Annotated in this window: 15 protein-coding genes; 8 read left to right on the top strand and 7 right to left on the bottom strand. The window is 37.4% G+C overall.

The annotated features are described in order from the left end of the window. Positions 1-9 precede the first annotated feature (9 nt). The 3 genes from MM236_RS18355 to MM236_RS18345 are packed head-to-tail and all read right to left on the bottom strand — an operon-like array spanning position 10 to position 3,095. Complete coding sequence (locus MM236_RS18355) at positions 10-801, bottom strand: rhomboid family intramembrane serine protease (protein WP_241276457.1); 792 nt, start codon at positions 799-801, stop codon at positions 10-12. A gap of 3 nt (positions 802-804) precedes the next feature. Continuing rightward, complete coding sequence (gene mutL / locus MM236_RS18350; protein WP_241276456.1) at positions 805-2,688, bottom strand: DNA mismatch repair endonuclease MutL; 1,884 nt, start codon at positions 2,686-2,688, stop codon at positions 805-807. Further along, a complete protein-coding gene (locus MM236_RS18345; RefSeq protein ID WP_241276455.1) occupies positions 2,685-3,095 on the bottom strand; it encodes a hypothetical protein in 411 nt (136 codons plus the stop codon). The genes mutL and MM236_RS18345 overlap by 4 nt, the downstream gene beginning before the upstream one ends. 163 nt (positions 3,096-3,258) lie before the next feature. Here MM236_RS18345 and MM236_RS18340 point away from each other — a divergent pair, with 163 nt between their 5' ends. The 4 genes from MM236_RS18340 to MM236_RS18325 all read left to right on the top strand — a co-directional run bounded on the left by MM236_RS18340 (position 3,259) and on the right by MM236_RS18325 (position 9,168). Further along, on the top strand, positions 3,259-6,321 hold the full coding sequence (locus MM236_RS18340) for a serine hydrolase domain-containing protein (protein ID WP_241276454.1): 3,063 nt from the start codon (positions 3,259-3,261) through the stop codon (positions 6,319-6,321). Between the two features lie 75 nt (positions 6,322-6,396). Then, positions 6,397-7,542: an N-acetyl-alpha-D-glucosaminyl L-malate synthase BshA gene (gene bshA, locus MM236_RS18335; RefSeq protein ID WP_241276453.1), complete on the top strand. Its 1,146-nt coding sequence runs from the start codon at positions 6,397-6,399 to the stop codon at positions 7,540-7,542. Positions 7,543-7,677: 135 nt separating this feature from the next. Beyond that, complete coding sequence (locus MM236_RS18330) at positions 7,678-8,307, top strand: sterol desaturase family protein (protein ID WP_241276452.1); 630 nt, start codon at positions 7,678-7,680, stop codon at positions 8,305-8,307. A 48-nt stretch (positions 8,308-8,355) separates the two neighbouring features. Next, a complete protein-coding gene (locus tag MM236_RS18325) occupies positions 8,356-9,168 on the top strand; it encodes an NAD(P)-binding domain-containing protein (protein ID WP_241276451.1) in 813 nt (270 codons plus the stop codon). 55 nt (positions 9,169-9,223) lie between these two features. Here MM236_RS18325 and MM236_RS18320 read toward each other — a convergent pair whose 3' ends face one another. Then, complete coding sequence (locus MM236_RS18320) at positions 9,224-10,378, bottom strand: PQQ-dependent sugar dehydrogenase (RefSeq protein WP_369415223.1); 1,155 nt, start codon at positions 10,376-10,378, stop codon at positions 9,224-9,226. 156 nt (positions 10,379-10,534) lie between these two features. Here MM236_RS18320 and MM236_RS18315 point away from each other — a divergent pair, with 156 nt between their 5' ends. After that, positions 10,535-11,659, top strand: a complete 1,125-nt coding sequence (locus tag MM236_RS18315) for a sugar phosphate isomerase/epimerase family protein (protein WP_241276449.1) — start codon at positions 10,535-10,537, stop codon at positions 11,657-11,659. A gap of 381 nt (positions 11,660-12,040) precedes the next feature. Here the strand turns inward: MM236_RS18315 and MM236_RS18310 are convergent, their stop codons facing one another. Continuing rightward, positions 12,041-14,320 carry a M56 family metallopeptidase gene (locus tag MM236_RS18310; RefSeq protein ID WP_241276448.1) on the bottom strand — a complete coding sequence of 760 codons (2,280 nt, stop codon included), beginning with the start codon at positions 14,318-14,320 and terminating at the stop codon, positions 12,041-12,043. An 8-nt stretch (positions 14,321-14,328) separates the two neighbouring features. After that, entirely contained in the window at positions 14,329-14,703 is a 375-nt protein-coding gene (locus MM236_RS18305; RefSeq protein WP_241276447.1) for a BlaI/MecI/CopY family transcriptional regulator, read from the bottom strand. A gap of 210 nt (positions 14,704-14,913) precedes the next feature. Here MM236_RS18305 and MM236_RS18300 point away from each other — a divergent pair, with 210 nt between their 5' ends. From MM236_RS18300 to MM236_RS18290, 3 genes are read left to right on the top strand one after another with little or no spacing between them, the layout of a single operon-like run. Beyond that, positions 14,914-16,008: an alkene reductase gene (locus MM236_RS18300; protein WP_241276446.1), complete on the top strand. Its 1,095-nt coding sequence runs from the start codon at positions 14,914-14,916 to the stop codon at positions 16,006-16,008. A 60-nt stretch (positions 16,009-16,068) separates the two neighbouring features. After that, a complete protein-coding gene (locus MM236_RS18295) occupies positions 16,069-16,833 on the top strand; it encodes an NRDE family protein (protein ID WP_241276445.1) in 765 nt (254 codons plus the stop codon). Between the two features lie 55 nt (positions 16,834-16,888). Next, positions 16,889-17,857, top strand: a complete 969-nt coding sequence (locus tag MM236_RS18290; RefSeq protein WP_241276444.1) for a YpdA family putative bacillithiol disulfide reductase — start codon at positions 16,889-16,891, stop codon at positions 17,855-17,857. A 109-nt stretch (positions 17,858-17,966) separates the two neighbouring features. On the opposite strand, the gene MM236_RS18285 is transcribed toward MM236_RS18290, so the two are convergent. Continuing rightward, positions 17,967-19,256 (bottom strand): APC family permease, encoded by a 1,290-nt coding sequence (locus MM236_RS18285; protein WP_241276443.1) that lies wholly within the window; start codon positions 19,254-19,256, stop codon positions 17,967-17,969. Positions 19,257-19,762 lie beyond the last annotated feature (506 nt).

The following is a 19,762-nucleotide window of genomic DNA, read 5'->3' as shown; positions in this document are numbered from 1 at the left end:
CTTACTTTTTTAATAAAAATCTGTTCTGCTTTTCTTCCAGTAATATACTAAACCTGCCCCAATAATCAGGCCACCCAAATGTGCAAAATGCGCTACATTATCTGTAGGGTTATTGATGATCACATTGTATATAGTGTAAATACTATAAAAAAGGATCAAGTATTTGGCTTTTACCGGCATAGGAGGAAACAATAAAAGTAGCTCTGTGTTTGGGAAAAACATAGCAAATGCAATCAAAATCCCAAAAAGCGCCCCAGAAGCACCCACCATGGGTATGTTGATTTGAATATCACGAATACCCATGAAATTTTCTTTTGCTCTCTGAATCAGCTCTTTGTTTTCAGGATCTCTGCTGTATTCATCCACAAAATCAAAAACACCTGGCTTGAATAAGTGCCTGTTATCTTTCACAAAATTGCTGAATTTTTCAGGACTGGGATTGTCGTAAAAAGTAGCTATGGTATTGTCAAGTTGACTTATTCTAAATGCATTATACCCCGAATAGAGTAGTCCACTTCCTATCCCACAGACCATCCACAAAATCAGGATTTTTCTAGGTCCCAAGTATTGCTCAAGCAATGGGCCAAATACAAATAACCCAAACATGTTGCTGAATAAATGCCAACCATTCGCATGCATAAACATGTATGTCACAAACTGGGTCGGCATGAAGCGACTGCTTTGGATGAAATACAATGCAAATATAGAATCCAATTGAGGAATCAAATAGCTAGCAATTACAAACATAGCCACGTTAATCAACAATAAGGCTTTGACAACTGGTGTAAGGTTTCTAAACATAATCTATCGACTAAAAAAAGCGTGTATTTTATTTAAATCAAGTTTTACAAAGGTTTTGTTCCCACTTAGTCCATAATTTGGGTTTTGGCATGCAAATAACTGCCCAACTAGAGTTTCCATTTCAGTTGTGTCGAGCCTTGTTCCTTTTTTTGTGGCAGATTTTTTGGCTAACGAGCGAGCCAAATTCTCTCTATTGTCGATGGAAAGCTCGGATTTGAAATGTTTGAACTGCTCCAATAATCCTTCAAACAAAGCTTTTTCATTTGTTACCTGAATATCAGCCGGAACTCCCTGTATTAATACAGTTTCTTTACCAAACTCCACAACCACAAATCCCAAGCTGTTCAATTCGTCTTTTATATCCATTACCAACGCAAAGTCAGCTTGACTTAGTTGGATATGTTGCGGAAACAAACATTGTTGTGATAGGCCAGCTGTATTATTTAATTGCTTTAAATATCGTTCGTACAGAATCCTTTCATGTGTCGCCTGTTGGTCTAATATCAAAAGTCCAGAAGACATCTGGGCGATGATATAGCTAAGCTCTACTTGAAATGTAGCCCCGGTATTTTCCTGCTCGACTGGGAAAATCGAATCACTTTTTCCTGAATCGTTTGCTTTGGAAGAAAATGTAAGAAAATCTTTAGAGTCGTCCAAAACTGATTTTTGTTCAAAATCCTTTTGTATTACTTTTTCCCCTCCTTCAAAAAGCCTTTCCCAACCTGAAACGTCTTGTTTTTTAAAACTTGGTGTTTGAAAATTCCTATAACTATTTTCACTGCTTACTTTGTTAGGCTTGTAGGAGTTTTCTTGGGCAACTTCTGATTTTCTTGTCTCATCATTTCTCCAATTTTCTGTAAAATTGACATCCATGTTGAAATCCAAGGTTGGTACCACATTATGTGCTCCCAAAGCCTGTTTTACCGCGGAACGAATTACTGCATATACAGTTCTTTCATCATCGAATTTTATCTCGGTTTTTGTGGGATGGACATTGATATCGATGTGTGAAGGATCTATTTCTAAGAAAAGCACATAAAAGGGTTGCATTTCTGATGGCATTAATCCATCATAAGCATTTGCTACCGCATGGTGCAAATAATTACTTTTGATATATCTATTGTTGACAAAGAAGTATTGTTCTCCCCTTGTCTTTTTTGCATTTTCAGGTTTGCCAACATAGCCTTTCACATTGAGATGGGGCGTCTCTTCTTGGCAAGTGACAAGTTGACCTTGATAGTTTTTTCCAAAAACCCCTACAATTCTCTGACTCAATTTGCCAGGTGACAAATTGAATAGCTCCATGTCATTTTGCATAAAACTAAAACCAATCTCTGGGTAGGACAAGGCAACTCTTTGAAACTCTTCCACGAGGTGTTTCATCTCTACTGAATTGGATTTCAAAAAATTTCTTCTCGCAGGGACATTGAAGAAGAGGTTTTTTACTGCTATAGATGTGCCTTGAGGACAGGAGATTGGTTCTTGCTTTTTGAATTCAGAACCTTCGATCTGAATCAATGTGCCCAGTTCCTCGTCCTGTTGGCGGGTTTTCATTTCTACCTGTGCCACGGCTGCGATGGAAGCCATCGCCTCACCTCTAAACCCGAAAGTTCGGATTGCGAAAAGATCCTCAGAGCTTCGGATTTTTGAAGTTGCATGTCTCTCAAAACACATCCTTGCATCTGTGAGTGTCATCCCTTTTCCATTGTCGATAACTTGCATAAGCGCCTTACCGGCGTCTTTGACAACCACTTGAACTTGAGTTGCTCCTGCATCTACTGCATTTTCAAGCATTTCTTTCAAAGCTGAGGCAGGTCGCTGAACCACTTCCCCTGCAGCAATCTGATTGGCAATCGCGTCGGGAAGTAGCTGAATGATATCGTTCATTGTTTGATTTTTCCTTTCAATCTGAAATATGCCCACAGCAAAACAGACCCACCTCCTACATATATCAATATTTCGGTCATATCATCTCCCAAATAATAATACCCAAAGACAATACCAACCAACAAAACGAAAATAACTGTTCTTAAAAAACCTGCTGATTGAAGAGGTGAGCTTTTTCTTTTGCTGATTGGCCCACCTTGCGTGAATGCTCCCCTTAAATTTGATCCATAATCTTGCATAAATTCCTCAGACATTTCTCCATCAGATTTTATGGCTCCTTCTGCTTGAAGGTTTCTTTTGATTCTTTCTGTTCTTTGTTCGATTTCTTCTCGCACAGGATCATAATATCTAGGCTTTATTTCAAAGCCAACAGGCTTGGCAGTTCTAAAGATCGAAGGGAATTTCATATTTGATTAGATTCTTTTGTATTATTTCACGTTGTAACTAAACATACGGAATTTTATCAGTTTTGATATAAGGCCAGCATGAATTTAATGTATGTTTGCAGAATTGATTGTATATTCATACAAAGTTATTTTAATTATTAAGCAATAAAAATTTAACATCAGGATGAGGGTAAAAGTTTGGAGCGCACTTTTGGGAATTGCCATGATTTTTCAGGCGGATGGAGTTTCGGGTTGGGATTTTCCAAGCCTCTTTAGTAATGAAGAAGTAAATACTATAGATACGAAGCGGATAGGTAAAGATTCTGTAGCTACAATAAGAGAAAGAAAAGATCCTTTGAAGGCCAAAGATCATAGAAAGCAAATGGCATGGGTGGATTCAGTTTTCAACAGCCAATCTTTTGAGCAGAGGCTTGGGCAACTCTTTATGGTAGCTGCGTATTCCAACCGTGATGCCAAACATAGGGACGAAATAGCCAAACTTATAAAAGAACAAAATCTTGGAGGATTGATTTTCTTTCAGGGAGGGCCAGTGAGGCAAGCGAATCTCACAAATTATTACCAATCCATAGCTGATACGCCACTTTTCATTGCTATGGATGCTGAATGGGGGATCAATATGAGACTTGACTCTGTAATAACCTTCCCAAAAGCCATGACTCTTGGCGCATTGCCTGATGAGAAACTGATCTATGACATGGGAAAAGAAATTGCCCGTCAGTTCAAAGAATTGGGGATGCATATAAATTTTGCACCAGTCGTAGATGTGAATTCCAATCCTGATAATCCAGTGATCGGATATAGGGCATTTGGTGAAGAAAAGAAAATGGTAGCCAAAAAGTCTATGGCTTACATGAAAGGGCTTCAGGATTATGGTGTGTTAGCAAATGCCAAGCACTTCCCAGGTCATGGAGATACTGAATCAGACTCACATTATTCATTGCCTGTCATCAGGCATTCTGAAAATAGAATCAAAGACATAGACCTTTATCCTTATCGTGAGTTGATTGATGAAGATCTAATGAGTGTGATGGTAGCCCATTTGCATATCCCTAGTTTGGAAAGTGAGAAAAATAAAGCGACAACACTTTCGAAATATGTAGTGACAGATTTGCTGAAAAATCAAATGAACTTCAGTGGTTTGATATTCACAGATGCACTGAATATGAAAGGTGTCAGTAGCTATTATAAACCAGGAGAAGTAGATGTTTTGGCATTGTTGGCTGGTAACGATATTTTGCTTTACTCCCAAGATGTACCAAAGGCCAAAGAATTGATTATGCAAGCCATAGCCGATGGTAAAATTAGCAGAGAAGAGGTAGACGAGCGGGTAGTCAAAGTCTTGAAAGCGAAGTATTGGGCTGGGCTCAATAAGGTGAAAGAAATAGATACTAAAAATCTAATTAGCCGTCTGAATAAAGATGAAACTGAATTGCTTGTTGAAAACCTTTATGCTAATTCAATTACAGTTACGACCAATAAAAATGGGTTTTTGCCTTTGAGAAATTTGGATTTGTTGAATATTGCTTCTTTGACGATTGGTGGAGACGGGGTAGTATTTCAAGAAAAAATGGATAAATATGCCAAAGTTGACCATTTTACAATGGATAAAGGTGCCAACACAGTTGTGCTGTCTGATCTAAAATCCAAATTGAAGGATCACAACACTGTGATAGTGGGGTTGATGGGGATGACAAACAGTCCATCGAGAGGTTTTGGTGTAAATAGTTCTGACATCAATTTTATCAAAGAACTCAGCCAAGAAAAATCTGTGATAGTAGTCCTTTTTGGAAACGCATATGCATCCAAAAACCTTATTGGTCTTCCGCACAATATTTTGACATTCGAAAACAATGAATATACCCAAAAGTTGGTGCCAGAGGTGATTTTTGGTGGAAGGGCTGCCAGAGGAATGATGCCTGTGTCGGTTAGTGATCAAATTGCTTTAGGAAGTGGAGGATACCTTGAAGACTTGGGTAGACTTTCTTACAGTCGCCCCGAAAATCAAGGCATGAGCAGTGCTGTACTTTCTGACATAGATAAAATAATGGAAGCTGGCATCAGCAGAAGAGCGATGCCGGGAGGAGTTGTGTTAGTTGCGAAAAACGGGCAAGTAGTTTTTGAGAAGTCTTATGGACATTATGATTATAGTAAAACCAAACCTGTAAGTACTAACACAGTATATGACTTGGCATCGATCACCAAGGTTTTGGCAACAACCCAAGCAGTAATGTTTTTGGCAAGTAGAGATATCATTGACATGAATCAGCCAATTTCAACTTATTTGCCAGAGTTAAAAGGTACAAACAAAGCTGGTTTGATTTTGAAAGACATCATGGCCCATGAAGCTGGTCTTGTTGCTTTTATTCCATATTATGCTAAAACTGTGGCGTCAGGTGCTTGGAAAAGTGAATATTACCGAGATACCCAAAATCATGAGTTCAATGTACCTGTTTCTAACAGTATGTTTGGAAGAGAAAGTCTTAGAGATAGCATTTGGAACTGGACAGTCTCATCCGATTTGAGAAAACTTGAGCCTAACAGAAGAAAACATAGCTATGTGTATTCGGATCTGACCATGTATTTGATGCAAGCAGTAGTGGAAAGAGTGATGAATCAGCCAATGGATGAGTTTTTGGAGCAAAATTTTTATGCGCCATTGGGGATTAATACCCTGACATTTAATCCCACAAAAAAAATAGATATTAATTTGATAGCTCCAACTGAAGATGATATCGCTTTCCGAAAGAGAATTGTTCATGGATATGTCCATGATCCAGGTGCTGCCATGTATGGAGGAGTTGCGGGGCATGCGGGGCTTTTTGGCACTGCAAATGATTTGGCGATAATGATGCAGCTAATGCTAAATGGTGGGACTTATGGAGGAGTAAGTTTGTTGGATGAAAAAACAATCAAGGAATTTACCAAACGACAATCTACCCAGAGTAGGAGAGGTTGGGGGTGGGACAAGCCAGACCCAGAGAGAGGAAAAGGGGGAAGTGCTGGTGTCTTGGCTCCAAAATCGACTTTTGGACATACCGGTTTCACAGGTACTGCTGTATGGGCAGATCCGGAAAATGACCTGATCTATGTTTTTTTATCCAATAGGGTCAATCCAAGTGCAAATAATAATATATTACTTAAAGAAGGTATTAGGACTGATATTCATGATGTTATCTATAAGTCTATGAAAAAAGAGAATAATCTGTCGCTAAAAGGAGATGAATAAAATTTATGAAATTGAACAAACTTGGGCATAAGTCGTGTTATGATACTATTGATTTCCATTTTATAAAAATTTGATATGAAAATAGGCATTGTCTGTTATCCTACTTTTGGAGGAAGTGGGGTGGTCGCAACTGAACTTGGTAAGGCATTGGCTAGGGAAGGTCACCAAATACATTTTATCACTTACAGACAGCCTACGAGACTTGACTTTTTTAGTGCAAATCTCTTTTATCATGAAGTTGATATCAAAAGTTACCCATTATTTGAGCATGCTCCCTATGAATTGGCTTTGGCTAGTAAGATGGTGAATGTAGTGAAATATGAGCAACTGGATTTGCTACATGTTCATTATGCCATTCCGCATGCTTCTGCAGCATATATGGCTAAGCAAATATTGAAAGAAGAAGGAATCAATATTCCAGTTGTGACTACCCTACATGGTACAGATATTACCCTTGTTGGAAAGGATCCTAGTTACGAGCCAGTGGTTACTTTCAGTATCAATCAATCAGACGGTGTCACTGCGGTATCCGAAGATTTGAGGAAAGCAACATATGAATTGTTTGCTGTCAAAAGAGAGATCAAAGTAATCCCAAATTTCATCGATCTTGAAAGATTCAAAAAACAGAAAAAGGAACATTTTAAGTTGGCAATCTGTCCAAATGGCGAAAAACTCATTGTTCATACTTCTAATTTCAGAAAAGTAAAGAGAGTGGAGGATGTGATCCGGGTGTTCTATGAAGTCCGCAAAGTCATACCTGTAAAATTGTTACTGGTAGGAGATGGTCCTGAACGTGATAAAATGGAGAGATTGTGTCGTGAACTTGGTACTTGCGATGACGTTAGGTTCTTAGGGAAATTAGAGGCCGTTGAAGAAGTTTTATCAGTTGCAGATCTATTTATGATGCCATCTGAAAAGGAAAGCTTCGGCTTAGCAGCTTTAGAGGCAATGGCTTGTGAGGTCCCAATTCTTTCATCTGATGCGGGAGGAATACCTGAATTGAACATAGATGGAGAGACTGGTTTTGTATGTAAGATCGGAGATGTCACTACAATGACAGATCGAGCATTATATATTTTGAAGGACGAAAACCTACAGGGATTCAAAGACCGAGCCTTGAAAAGGGCAAAAGAGTTTGATGTGGTAAATATTCTCCCCATGTATGAGTCTTTTTATAACCAAACCATTGAAAAAGCTAAAGATTTGATAATAAAAATCTAAGCTAAATTTACCAACAATTTAGATTTTTATTCGTTTATTAAGCCATTAACCTTAAATTTACACCGTTATAATAAGGTTTGTGTAGCTTCATAAAAAACTTACCAAGACTTAAACAATAAGAAAATGAGTGCCACAATGAAAAAAATAGGTAGGCTTGATAGGCCTGATAATAATGGTTCTGCTCAGATGTTTAGCAATCCAGTATTAGAAAAAATATCGAGAACACACATAAGCATTCCTATAATTTTGTTTGTCGTGATCAGTGTTGTTTCTTTCTACTATGCTATGACTACTACCAATATTGGTTTGGTTGTAGGTTTGCCTGTTTTACTTGCAGGAATAATTGTATTTACTTTTGTGGAATATATGATGCATAAGCACTTCTTCCATATGGAGCCAGATACACCTGTAAAGGATAAATTGCAATATACAGTACATGGAGTTCATCATGATTATCCGAAAGACAAAGATAGATTAGCGATGCCTCCATTCGTGAGTGCTTTTTATGCACTTGTATTTTATGTAGTATTTTCATTTATAATGGGTAGCTATGCACTCTTTTTTTTACCTGGATTTCTTTTTGGTTATGCAGCTTACTTAGGAGTTCATTATATAGTTCATGCTTATCAGCCTCCAAAAAATTTCTTTAAAATCCTTTGGGTTAACCATGCCGTTCACCATTACAAAAATCCAGACGTGGCATTTGGAGTAAGTTCTCCACTGTGGGATTACATCTTGGGGACATTGCCCAAAAAAGATAAATAATCAAAAACCCTCCTAAAAGGAGGGTTTTTTTACTTTAAAAAATCACCAATGAAAATTTCAATTGTGGGCTTAGGATGGTTGGGCAGGCCCCTTGCAGATCGACTTAAAGCCAAAGGACTAAAGGTAAAAGGAACCACTACGACTATTCAGAAGTCAGAAATGCTGACTAATGAAGGTTATGATAATGTAGTCTTGAAATTCTCACCTTTTCCAGAAGGTGAGGGCTATCAGAGAATTTTTGATACTGATGTTTTGATTATCAATATTCCGCCAAGAACAAAAACAGCCCAGCCTACTTTTCACCCTGAGCAAATTAAGTTTCTGAAGGAGATGATTCTCCAACATAAAGTCCCAAAAGTAATCTATGTCTCTGCTACATCCGTGTATCCAGACGAAAATCAGACGGCAAAAGAATCAGACAATTTAACCAAAGAGAATACGGGGAATTTAGCACTTTTTAATGCAGAGAAACTTCTTTGGGCTGACAAGCAATATGACCTTTCCATAGTCCGGTTTGGAGGTTTATTGGGTGTGGATAGGATTCCCGGAAAATACTTTTCAGGAAAAGAAAATGTAGAAGGCACTTCTCCGGTCAATTATATTCATCGTGATGATGCTGTCAAGCTGATTTCTTGGATTATTGAAAAAGAATTATGGAATGATACTTACAATGGGGTGACTCCTTTACACCCTTCGAGGAAGGAAGTCTATGAAAAAAACGCATCCCAAATGGGTTTTGAACCACCTAAGTCTTACGATAGTTCTGGAGCAAAGCCGTGGAAAAAAATTTCTGGAGCTAAAATCTTGGAAACTGGATTTGAATTTGAAATCCCAGACCCATTAGAGTTTTGGTACGCATAAAAAAAAGCGCTATTCGAATACAAATAGCGCTTTTTATAGTTTTTACTTCAATTGATTAATCTTGCTGAGGTATGATTTTCACCATCAAGCCTGTAGCTTCTACTATAGCATAAAGATAGCCATCTGGACTTTGACATACTTGTCTTACTCTACCGATTCCATCCAATAGTTTCTCTTCTCCCACGTAGCTTGTACCTTCCATTTCAACTCTTGCTATATGCTGACCGGCAAGTGCTGCTACTAAAATGTTGCCTTTCCATGAAGGATACTTATCAGAAGTAATTAGGGTCATTCCACAAGTAGCGATAGAAGGATCCCAATAAGTCACAGGTTGTTGCATTCCTTCTTTTTCGGTGTTTTCTGTGATGGTCGAGCCATCATAATCGATCCCAAAAGTCACCTCTGGCCAGCCATAGTTCTTGCCTTTTTCAATGAGGTTCAACTCATCACCACCTTTAGGTCCATGCTCCACTGACCAAAGTCTGTTGTTTTCTTTGTCGAAAATTATTCCTTGAGGATTTCTGTTTCCATAAGTCCAAATAGAAGCCACTGCTCCTGGTGTATTTACAAATGGATTGTCCTCAGGAATTCTCCCATCATCGTGGATCCTGTGGATTTTTCCATGGGAATTGTCAAGCTCTTGTGCATTTTGCGGTCTGTTCCCTTTGTCGCCATTGGAATAGTAAAGGTAATTGTCATTATCAAAAACGATTCTCGTTCCGAAGTGTCTGCCACCTTTCCATTCTGGTAAATTGACTATCAATTCTTCCAAATCAACCAAAGCATTGCCATCAAGCTTTGCTCTAGAGATAGTCAATACTCCACCATCTCCCATGTCTTTTGCATAGGCAAGATAGATCCATCCATTACTTTCATAATCAGGATGAATGGCAATATCCAATAGGCCTGCTTGATTTACCTCGTGTACAGCTGGAACTCCAGTAAGTTTCTCTCCAGTATATTTATCATCTTTGAAGATCAAGATTTCTCCTTTTCTTTCTGTGACAAGCATTCTGCCATCTGGAAGCCAAGTCATACCCCAAGGATTTTCAAAGTCTGTATAAAGTGTGTCAAGAGTGAATGTCAATTTCTCAGATTGAATTGCATTTGGGTTTGATTCAGAGTTCTCGACATTTGCTGATGGTTCGGAGCAAGCGACCATTCCGGAGAATAATCCTGCACTCAGAATAATTGCTAAATTATTTTTCATTTTCAAGATATTTCAGTTGGTTTTAACACAAATCTAATCAATTTTCAGGTGAAATGTTTTTCAAATTGTACAAACGGTATTCCATTTTCAAGAACTTTTATAAGAATCTATGCTTATCTTGATTTTTTAAATGGATTTCAGTAAAAAATATATTCTATGAATAATCAAATATGGCTAATGACCTCAGCTTTTGATCAATTGAATTTGGATCATATTATCGAAAAAGCAAACGAAACTGGTGTGCAAGGTTTGGATGTTTGTGTTTTTCGGAAAGATGGTACCCGAGATGATTTTGTAGCTACCCATATGCATTATGAAGAATTCAACAGAGAAAATGCAAAAGTGATATTGGATAAATTTAATCATGCAAAGCTTAGGTTGTCTTTGGGAGCATTTGATAATTTGATAGGAGGAGATGAAGCAGAAAAGTTGAAAAACCAAAATCACCTTTTGAAATTAATCCGAATGGCATACTTGCTTGGAGGAGATGAAAATGATGTCAAAGTAGGGACTTTTGTGGGTTACAATCATGAAATTGGAATTTTGGAAAATGGTTTTGAAAGGAATCTAGAAGAATATCAAAGGATTTTCACTCCAATTATTAATTATGCAGAAAGCTTGGGAGTGACAATTCTATACGAAAACTGTCCAATGGAAGGTTGGCGGTCTTCTGGCTATTCTACGACTTTCAACAACCTTACTGGAGTATTGGCCGCCCGAAAAATCATGTATGAAATGATCCCGAGTAGAAACCATGGAGAAATCTACGACCCTTCCCATGATGTATGGCAAAATACAGATCCTGTTGAGGTTATAAAACATACAGATATGTCTCGTCTTCACAGAATCCATGTAAAGTCAACACGGAACAATCCAGATCCATATTGGGGAAATATGTATCCTATGCAGCGTGTCAAAGCAGAATGGGCACAGAAAGCTGGTGTCCCATACAGTACCAATGATTGGGACAGACATCATTACGAAGCCACACTCCCTGGGTTTGGGCTAGGTGATTCTATGGATTGGAGAGCATTTGTGAATATCTTGAATGAAAAAGGCTTTGAGGGGCCTTTTGAGATTGAAAATGAAGCAAAGCTTTCAAAGCAAACAGGAAGTTTGGCCGCTATAATGCAAGGTTGTAAAGCTGCTGTTCAGAATCTCGCTCCGCTCTTGTGGCCTTTGAATGAAAATGGATTTTGTTATTCAGAAGCTGAAATCAAACCTTTGAAGGATTTGGAAAGACAAGATGTTCCAGTGAAGACGATGCGAGATTTACATTGAGAAAGTTAAATGATCAAATAATTAGACTTTCTATTGAATGTAGAAAATATTGAGTTTAAGAAAGTGGGTGGGACAATATCTCAAGGCTTCAAACTGAAAATACACCTTCATCACATGATTCTGATCCTGTTCCAATTTTGGAATTTGAATTTGATGCCTACTGGAGTTTTCTGACCTTGAGGAATTATTGTTAAGTATGATTAGCTATAAAAATTAGAAAATGCTAATTAGATATAACAAAAACATACTTTAGAAATCGGTGGTTCTAACAAAGGGATAAAAAAGATTTCCAAAACCGATGAGTCGTTCGTCCTTAAAGACAACATTGAAATCGGTTTTGGAAATACTATACCGCTTTAGCTATTTGGGTTTTTATATTGATTAGTTGTTTTCTTTGACCTGCTTTTCCTGTAGTTCTTTCATTTTGACAGCGTATTCTTTTTGAATTTCTTTCATTTTTTGCTGATACTCATTCATCAACGGCTGTAGCTCCTTTTGAAACGATTTCATCTTTTCTTGGTATTCTTCCATCAATGGTCGGAGTTCTTTTTCATAGGCTTTCATTCTTTCCTGATATTCTTCCATCAATGGTTTATGTTCTTTTTGCCATTCAATCATCTTTTTTTGATACTCATCTATGATTGGCTTCATTTCCTCAGCTTTTAGCTTGTACAATTCTCCTTGAGCCCTTACGTTTGAAAAAAGAGAGTCGTTTTTAGCCTTCTCCATTAAATTTTTACTAGCCGCTGACATTGTTGCCATTTTATTTGTGATTATTGAAAGTTCCTTTATGGCAGTTTCCTTTTCTTCTTCAGTTTTTGCGTTTGTCAATTTCAAAATGGCTTTGTCGATGCTATTTGTATATTTCTCAGTTGTGTCACTTTGGGTTTGACTGAAGCTTATAGGATTACTATAAAAACCTACTGCAGGAGTGCTTTTGACTATTGTCGAATTATATTTTTTGATAGGTGTTGAATTTGTTTTCGTCAGTTCAAGGTTTTGGTATTCCAACTGATTTGGATCATAGCCAATTCTTATCTTTGACGAATTGAAATTTTGAACTTTAGTAGTATCAAAACTCACGTGTGGCATCGTCATCACATCTGAAAGTTTCAGAATAGGCATAACACTAAAGTCCATTCCTTCAAATTCCAAAGGGGTAATTTTTATGGTGTTTATGATTGCCTCTCTATTCGTGAGCTCTTTGTTTAGTGAGTTTGATAGGGTAACAGAATTGTGGGCTTGAAGATTTGACCAAATATGCATCGTGTCTCCCATGATTTTGAAATTATCAAATCCTGAAAAATATTTGATTTTCAGATCTTCTGACATTTCTTCAAACAAAAATGGTTTCCCGTCTTCCGAAAGAGTGATTTTCAGGTCAAAAGCTTTTAGGGTATCCACATTTTCTGTTTGACCTGAATGCGTTTTTGAAGAGAAATTCAAAGAATTGTCAGGAACATTATGTTGAGAGTTTAGATTTTGTTTTAATTCTTCTGAGACTTCAATTTCTAAGTTCTGTGCCGAATTTTTGTCTTGATCGAACGTCTTCCACAAATCCTCTCCTAAGTCTATTTCAGAGTGAATTTCTGTGAGCATGAGTTCTAAATCTTCATTTATGGATTTGTCTGCATGTGCTCCAAGGATCAAAGAGACGCTAAGTAAAAGAGATGTTAACATGGTTAAGCTCGTTAAAGTTGAAGTTTGTTTTTGGGACGGATGAAATCCCATGATTCTTTTTATTCTGTCCAAAGTAGGTGTTTTCGATTTTGCTGCTGCCATAGCAAGTTGTGGTTGCGTTAACTTGGCATATTGCACTACGAGGACAAGTGCTTCTGCCAAATCTCTGGCTTGCACACCGACGCTGATGGCTGCATCATCAGAAGCGTTTTCTCGCTCAGTCTTGATGATCGCATTGATATACCAAAAAACAGGATGGAAGAAAAATATCACTTCCATAGCTGATTGCAATAGATTGATCAGATAGTCGTGTCTTTTGATATGTGCCAATTCATGCGCAATGATGGCTTCCATTTGCATAGGGCTGAGTTGGAAAACCAATCCTGCTGGAATCAATATCACAGGCTTCAAAACGCCAAATGTCAAAGGTGTGTCTATATGATTGCTTTGGAAGATTTTTACTGAATGTTTAATTTTCAACTTCTTGGAAAATTCAGTCAAGGTAACTTGCCATCGTTCAGGCATTCCTTTTTTTGGTTTTTGACCCAAGTTTCTAAGCTCAGCCAAAGAGCCGGCAAACTTGATCATAAAAAGTATTGCTCCGATAAACCACAGGTTGACCAAGAAAGGAATTCTTTTTTCTATTTGGCTTGAGAGTATCTCAAAGTTTGACTTAGCTGTTTGCGGAATATTGCTATATGCTGTAGAAGGAAAAAATTTGTCATCATCCACAAAAACTGATTCATAGGCAATTGTTGATTCTTTTTCAGGCTCAAAGTAAAATAAAACCGTTCCGATGCTGCTCACAATCACTAGAAATAATACAAAAACGCTAGCGCTGTATTTGAATGCTGCCGATTTTTTATGCAAAAACTCCAGTGATAACCACAGGATTAGCCCCAGTCCAGCTATTTGCCAAAGTGAATGCACAAGCATCCAGCCTATAGCATAGAGATAATTTGCCGGTATGATTTCATTCATCCATTCCATTATTTTTCATTTTCTATTTGGTCCAAAAAAGCACGGATTTCATCTAACTCCTCTTTAGAGGTATTTCCTTGGCCTAATGCCTGCATGACAAGATTTTTAGCTGATCCTCCAAAAGCAGTCGCAACAAAGTTTTCAACCAGATTCTTCTGCGTTACTTTCTCCCCAATAGCTGCAAAATACACATGCGTTCGATTTTTCTCATCTCTATGCAGCAATCCTTTTACGTGCATGATTTGCATAGTCTTCAAAGTAGTGGTGTATCCAGTGTCTTTGATTTCGGCCAATTTTTCATGTACATCCCGAACTGTTACTTTTCCTTTTTGCCAAATGATTGACAAAATTTCCAATTCTGACTCTGTTGGTTTTGGTGTCATTTATTTTTTATCTACGATTTATTTCGTACAAATATATACGATGGGTCTCGTAATAAAAATTTTCACTACAAATTTTTTCGTAATAAATGTTAAATTGTTGATCAGTGCAGTATTAGATTTTCTTTGGAATGATTCAAAATGATTTTGGAACGATCATGGCTTCATATTAGTTGTATATACATTGAATTAGAAATTAAACCAACTGAAAGCATGAATAAGCAACCTCTTTTAGAAAAATTACAGATTAGAGATTTAGAATTACAAAATAGAGTCATCATGGCTCCTATGACAAGAAGCAGGGCAAATAATCCGGGAAATGTACCTTTTGATATTCATGTAGAATATTATAGACAGCGTGCATCTGCAGGTCTGATTATCACAGAAGGTGCTCAGATATCGACCAAGGCTGTGGGGTATATCAATACGCCAGGCATTTATACCAAAGAACAAGTTGTAGGATGGAAGAAAGTCACTCAAGGCGTCCATGAAGAAGGGGGGAAGATATTTATTCAGCTTTGGCACGTTGGTAGGATTTCACATCCCGATTTCCATAATGGCGAATTGCCACATGCGCCATCAGCAATCAATCCTAATGCAAAATCTTTTACTCCAAAAGGATTTAAAGACACTGTGACACCAAAAGAAATGTCTATCCCAGAGATTAAGCAAACTATTTTGGATTTTCAGAATGCAGCAAAAAATGCCGTGGAAGCAGGTTTTGATGGAATTGAAATTCACTCGTCAAATGGTTATCTACTACATCAGTTTTTCAGTAGGACTTCAAATGTCCGTACGGATGAATACGGAGGAAGTATAGAAAATAGGGCGAAAATTCTTTTTGAAATTATTGATGCGATCAAAGAAGTAATGCCTGAAGAAAAAATCGGTTTAAGGCTGAACCCTTCACTTCACGGAATATTTGGGATGACTTTAGATGAAGAGACAATTCCTACTTTTGATTACATTATTGAAAAATTGAATACTTATAATTTGGCTTATCTTCATCTTTCGGAGCCATTCAATGATGTGTCAGATGTTCCCCATGCTGTCACAGAGATTGCCCAAAGATATAGACCTATTTATAAAGGTGTCCTTATAATTAATGCGAATTTTGATCAAGAGAAAGGGAATCGTTACATTCTAGAGGGCTTAGCAGATGCTGTAGCATACGGCAAATTGTTTGTTTCCAATCCAGATTTAGCGGTTAGATTCGAAAAAGGTGCTGAACTAGCAGAATGGGATTCGGATACTTTCTACACACCTGGGGAAAAAGGATTTACAGACTATCCAAAAATTGGCAATTAAGCTTCGTGAAATTACATAAAAGGTCGAATTAATTCGGCCTTTTATGTTTTTTTTGCATTTATGTGTTTGATAACCTTTTCTTGGAATAATCATCCTGATTATAAGCTTATCCTTGTTGGAAATAGGGATGAGTTTTTTGAACGTCCTTCTGAGTCTTTGCATAAATGGCAAGAGGGGTTTTATGCAGGCAAAGATTTGCGAGCGGGCGGTACTTGGTTGGGGATGAATCCAAATGGTAGATTCGCTGCTTTGACTAATTACAGAGATTTGAAGAATCCCAAGGCAAACCCAAAGACTAGAGGTGATTTGGTCAAGAATTTTTTGGAAACAGATGTTGATCCTTATCAATATTTAAAAAACCTGGAGGAAGAAAAAGATCAATTTGAAGGGTTCAATCTTTTGGTTGGGGATGATAAAGGCCTTTTTTATTTATCAAATTATAAAGACGGAATAGAAGAATTGAACTCAGGACTTTATGGTTTGAGCAATGCACTTTTAGACACTCCTTGGACAAAAGTAAACGTGGCTAAGCAAAAGTTGCAGGAAAAGTTAGAAAGCGATCTGTTTGACAAATCGGTATTGATGCAAGCAGTACATTCAAAAAAAATGGATCCAGATGAATTGTTGCCTGATACAGGAGCAACGCTCTATCAGGAAAAACATCTCTCAGCACAATTTATACGGATAGATGACTATTATGGAACTGTAAATACCACTGTATTGCTTTGGAGACATACAGGGGAGGTTGAAATGTTGGAGCGGACTTTTGATCAATTGAATGATGCTGTAATTGATAATTTTGTAAAATTCAAAGTAAAGCCCTAGATAGAGAACAGATTTCTATAATTTCCTGTTAGTAGAAAGAATCAAAAAAAGGAAAATGGAATTTTTGGATGTTTTTGTAATAGGTGGAGGCCCTATAGGACTTGCCTGTGGTATAGAATGTGAAAAAGCTGGTCTATCTTATGTGATCGTAGAAAAAGGGGTTTTGACAAATTCTTTATACAATTACCCACTAAATATGACTTTTTTCTCGACTTCTGATAAATTGGAAATGGGTGGGATTCCATTTATGTCTGTATCACACAAACCAACCCGAACAGAAGCATTGGAGTATTATAGAAGAGTTGCTCAAACTTGGAAATTGAAAGTTCAGCTTTATGAGCAAGTAAAAACCCTTTCGAAAAATGATGGTTTTTTTGAAATCATCACTTCCAAAGCTACTTACCATACTAGAAACATTGTAATGGCAACAGGCTTTTATGATTTGCCAAACCTGATGAATGTGCCTGGCGAAGATTTGCCAAAAGTTTCCCATTATTACAAAGAACCTTGGCCATATATTGGTCAAAAATTGCTAGTAGTTGGAGGAGCTAACTCCGCAGTAGATGTAGCTTTGGAAACTTGGAGAAAAGGTGCAGAAGTGACAATGGTGCTCAAAAATGACGGAATTGATGAGAATGTGAAGTATTGGGTGAAGCCTGATATAGAAAATAGGATCAAGGAAGGTTCAATCAAAGCATTTCCAAATTCTATGGTCAAAGAAATCAGAGATAAATATGTGGTGGTCAAAACACCAAAAGGAGAAGTGACAGTAGAAAATGATTTTGTACTCGCAATGACTGGCTATGTTCCAAATTTTTCACTGCTGGATCAGCTTGGTGTAGAAATGAGCTTGGATGATAAAAGGCAACCTTGCTATGACCAAGCCAATCAAGAATCCAATGTGTCAGGGGTTTACTTGGCAGGGGTAGTCTGTGGAGGATTGAATACAAGGGAGTTTTTTATAGAAAATTCAATTGTTCATGCAGAAAATATCATCAGGCATATTTTGGAAAAAAATAAATGATGGAAAAAGAAAAAATGATTGTTGTTGTGGCGGTAACCCATACTAGAAGAAGTCCTAAAAACTGGAAAACAGGAGTTAAACAAAGTTTAATAGTCAGTTATTTTTAGAGTTACTTTTTCTTAGTACTTCCCAATTTATGGATTACATAAATAATAAGGCCGAATCCTGTCCAGATTAAAATGTCAATAATTTCTTCAGTTTGTGTACCTGAAAGTAGCCAAATAGTTGCCAAAATCCCCAAAATTGCGAAGTGATTTCCGTAAGGAATCTTGAAAAATGAATTAGTGTTAGGTTGGTTTTTTCTTAGTTTGATCAGTGATGCACAAACCAATCCATATAAAACTAGCCTAGAGATCACCGATATAGCCAAGGAGTTCATAAATCCCCAAAATATAGCCACAAAAGCTACAAGTGCAGAAAAGAAAAGTAGCGAAACATAAGGTGTGGCAAATTTTGGGTGGATTTTCCCGAAAATTTTCGGCAGTTGATCTTCTTCGCTCAAGGCAAAAGGGAGTCGTGAACCACTCAATATTTGGACGTTTAGCGTTCCCATGATGGAGACAACTGCTCCAACAGTGATGAACATACCGCCCGACCAGCCCATAAACCCTGTTGCAGCATCTGCAAGCGGTTTATCAGAACTGGCCAAATCTGGCAAAGTTCCTATTGAAACGATTTGGATCAAAACATAAAATCCTGCAATTATAGATGCAGCTGTAATGAGCCCGAAAGGTAAATTTTTTCTGGGGTTGACTATTTCACCACTATTTACCAATCCAGCTTCAAATCCTCCAAATGCAAATATCAAAAGCAGAGAAGCTGCTGAGAAATCCTGTAAGCTAGGCGCTGGGCCAGGTTTGAGGTTGGTGAAATCTATGAAAAACAAACCGACAATTATAAAAATTGCAAGTGGGAATAGTTTTGCGACTGTCAGTATATTGCTGACTTTTGCTGTGTTTTTGATTCCAATCCAATTGAAAAAAGTGATTATTCCTGTGATCATTAAGATTATACTTACCCTCACCTCAGGTCTATTGAAAATGTCTGAAAAAAAGGAAAGGTATAAAACCATCAGATTGATCAATGTGGCGTAGCTAAAAAGCCTTGTCAACATCAAAAGCCAACCAATCACAAATGCTGGAACTGGCCCAAATGCTTTGTGGACATAGAGGTAAGGTCCTCCAGTCTGCTCAAACCTTGAACTCACTTCTGCAAAAACCAATATCAACACCATCATGACAAAGGCACAAACCAAAAATGCAAGAATAGAGTAGACGCCTGATATTGCAAAAACTTTAGCTGGTAAAGCGAATATTCCAGCTCCGATGACAGAATTGATGATTAAGAATACGAGGTCCCATCTTTGGATTCCTCTCTTAAGCTTGTGTTGATTTTTCAATAATTCAGGTTAAGACCAAAATCTACTATGATTAATTTCAAGATGCAAACATTTTTATATTAACAGCTGTAAATGATTTTCTTAATTCTCCCATTGAGAAAACCGCTTTATTTTTTTTAAAATAAAAACCTTCGCGCATCCTAGCGTCCATTGCGGCAAATCTTTAAAATCCAAATTGGCCACAAAGTTCGCAAAGGCTCGCAAAGGATTTTTTTTGTTATGTTTCTCTGAGGATCAGACTACTTTCCTTGAAAGCTTTGTTTCTCCCCATTGCCAAAACCGCTTTATTTTTTTTAAAATAAAAACCTTCGCGCATCCTAGCGTCCATTTCGGCAAATCTTTAAAATTTAATTTGGCCACAAAGTTCGCAAAGGCTCGCAAAGGATTTTTTTTGTTATGTTTCTCTGAGGATCAGACTACTTTCCTTGAAAGCTTTGTTTCTCCCCATTGCCAAAACCGCTTTATTTTTTTTAAAATAAAAACCTTCGCGCATCCTAGCGTCCATT

This window comes from Belliella calami, from assembly GCF_022549695.1.
Taxonomy (GTDB): Bacteria; Bacteroidota; Bacteroidia; order Cytophagales; family Cyclobacteriaceae; genus Belliella; species Belliella calami.
This window is presented reverse-complemented; position numbering and strand designations above follow the sequence as displayed.

Excerpts from the sequence above, each read along its gene's own strand:
- MM236_RS18355 (WP_241276457.1), bottom strand. The coding sequence starts at position 801 with ATGTTTAGAAACCTTACACCAGTTGTCAAAGCCTTATTGTTGATTAAC.
- mutL (WP_241276456.1), bottom strand. The coding sequence starts at position 2,688 with ATGAACGATATCATTCAGCTACTTCCCGACGCGATTGCCAATCAGATT.
- MM236_RS18345 (WP_241276455.1), bottom strand. The coding sequence starts at position 3,095 with ATGAAATTCCCTTCGATCTTTAGAACTGCCAAGCCTGTTGGCTTTGAA.
- MM236_RS18340 (WP_241276454.1), top strand. The coding sequence starts at position 3,259 with ATGAGGGTAAAAGTTTGGAGCGCACTTTTGGGAATTGCCATGATTTTT.
- bshA (WP_241276453.1), top strand. The coding sequence starts at position 6,397 with ATGAAAATAGGCATTGTCTGTTATCCTACTTTTGGAGGAAGTGGGGTG.
- MM236_RS18330 (WP_241276452.1), top strand. The coding sequence starts at position 7,678 with ATGAAAAAAATAGGTAGGCTTGATAGGCCTGATAATAATGGTTCTGCT.
- MM236_RS18325 (WP_241276451.1), top strand. The coding sequence starts at position 8,356 with ATGAAAATTTCAATTGTGGGCTTAGGATGGTTGGGCAGGCCCCTTGCA.
- MM236_RS18320 (WP_369415223.1), bottom strand. The coding sequence starts at position 10,378 with ATGAAAAATAATTTAGCAATTATTCTGAGTGCAGGATTATTCTCCGGA.
- MM236_RS18315 (WP_241276449.1), top strand. The coding sequence starts at position 10,535 with ATGAATAATCAAATATGGCTAATGACCTCAGCTTTTGATCAATTGAAT.
- MM236_RS18310 (WP_241276448.1), bottom strand. The coding sequence starts at position 14,320 with ATGAATGAAATCATACCGGCAAATTATCTCTATGCTATAGGCTGGATG.
- MM236_RS18305 (WP_241276447.1), bottom strand. The coding sequence starts at position 14,703 with ATGACACCAAAACCAACAGAGTCAGAATTGGAAATTTTGTCAATCATT.
- MM236_RS18300 (WP_241276446.1), top strand. The coding sequence starts at position 14,914 with ATGAATAAGCAACCTCTTTTAGAAAAATTACAGATTAGAGATTTAGAA.
- MM236_RS18295 (WP_241276445.1), top strand. The coding sequence starts at position 16,069 with ATGTGTTTGATAACCTTTTCTTGGAATAATCATCCTGATTATAAGCTT.
- MM236_RS18290 (WP_241276444.1), top strand. The coding sequence starts at position 16,889 with ATGGAATTTTTGGATGTTTTTGTAATAGGTGGAGGCCCTATAGGACTT.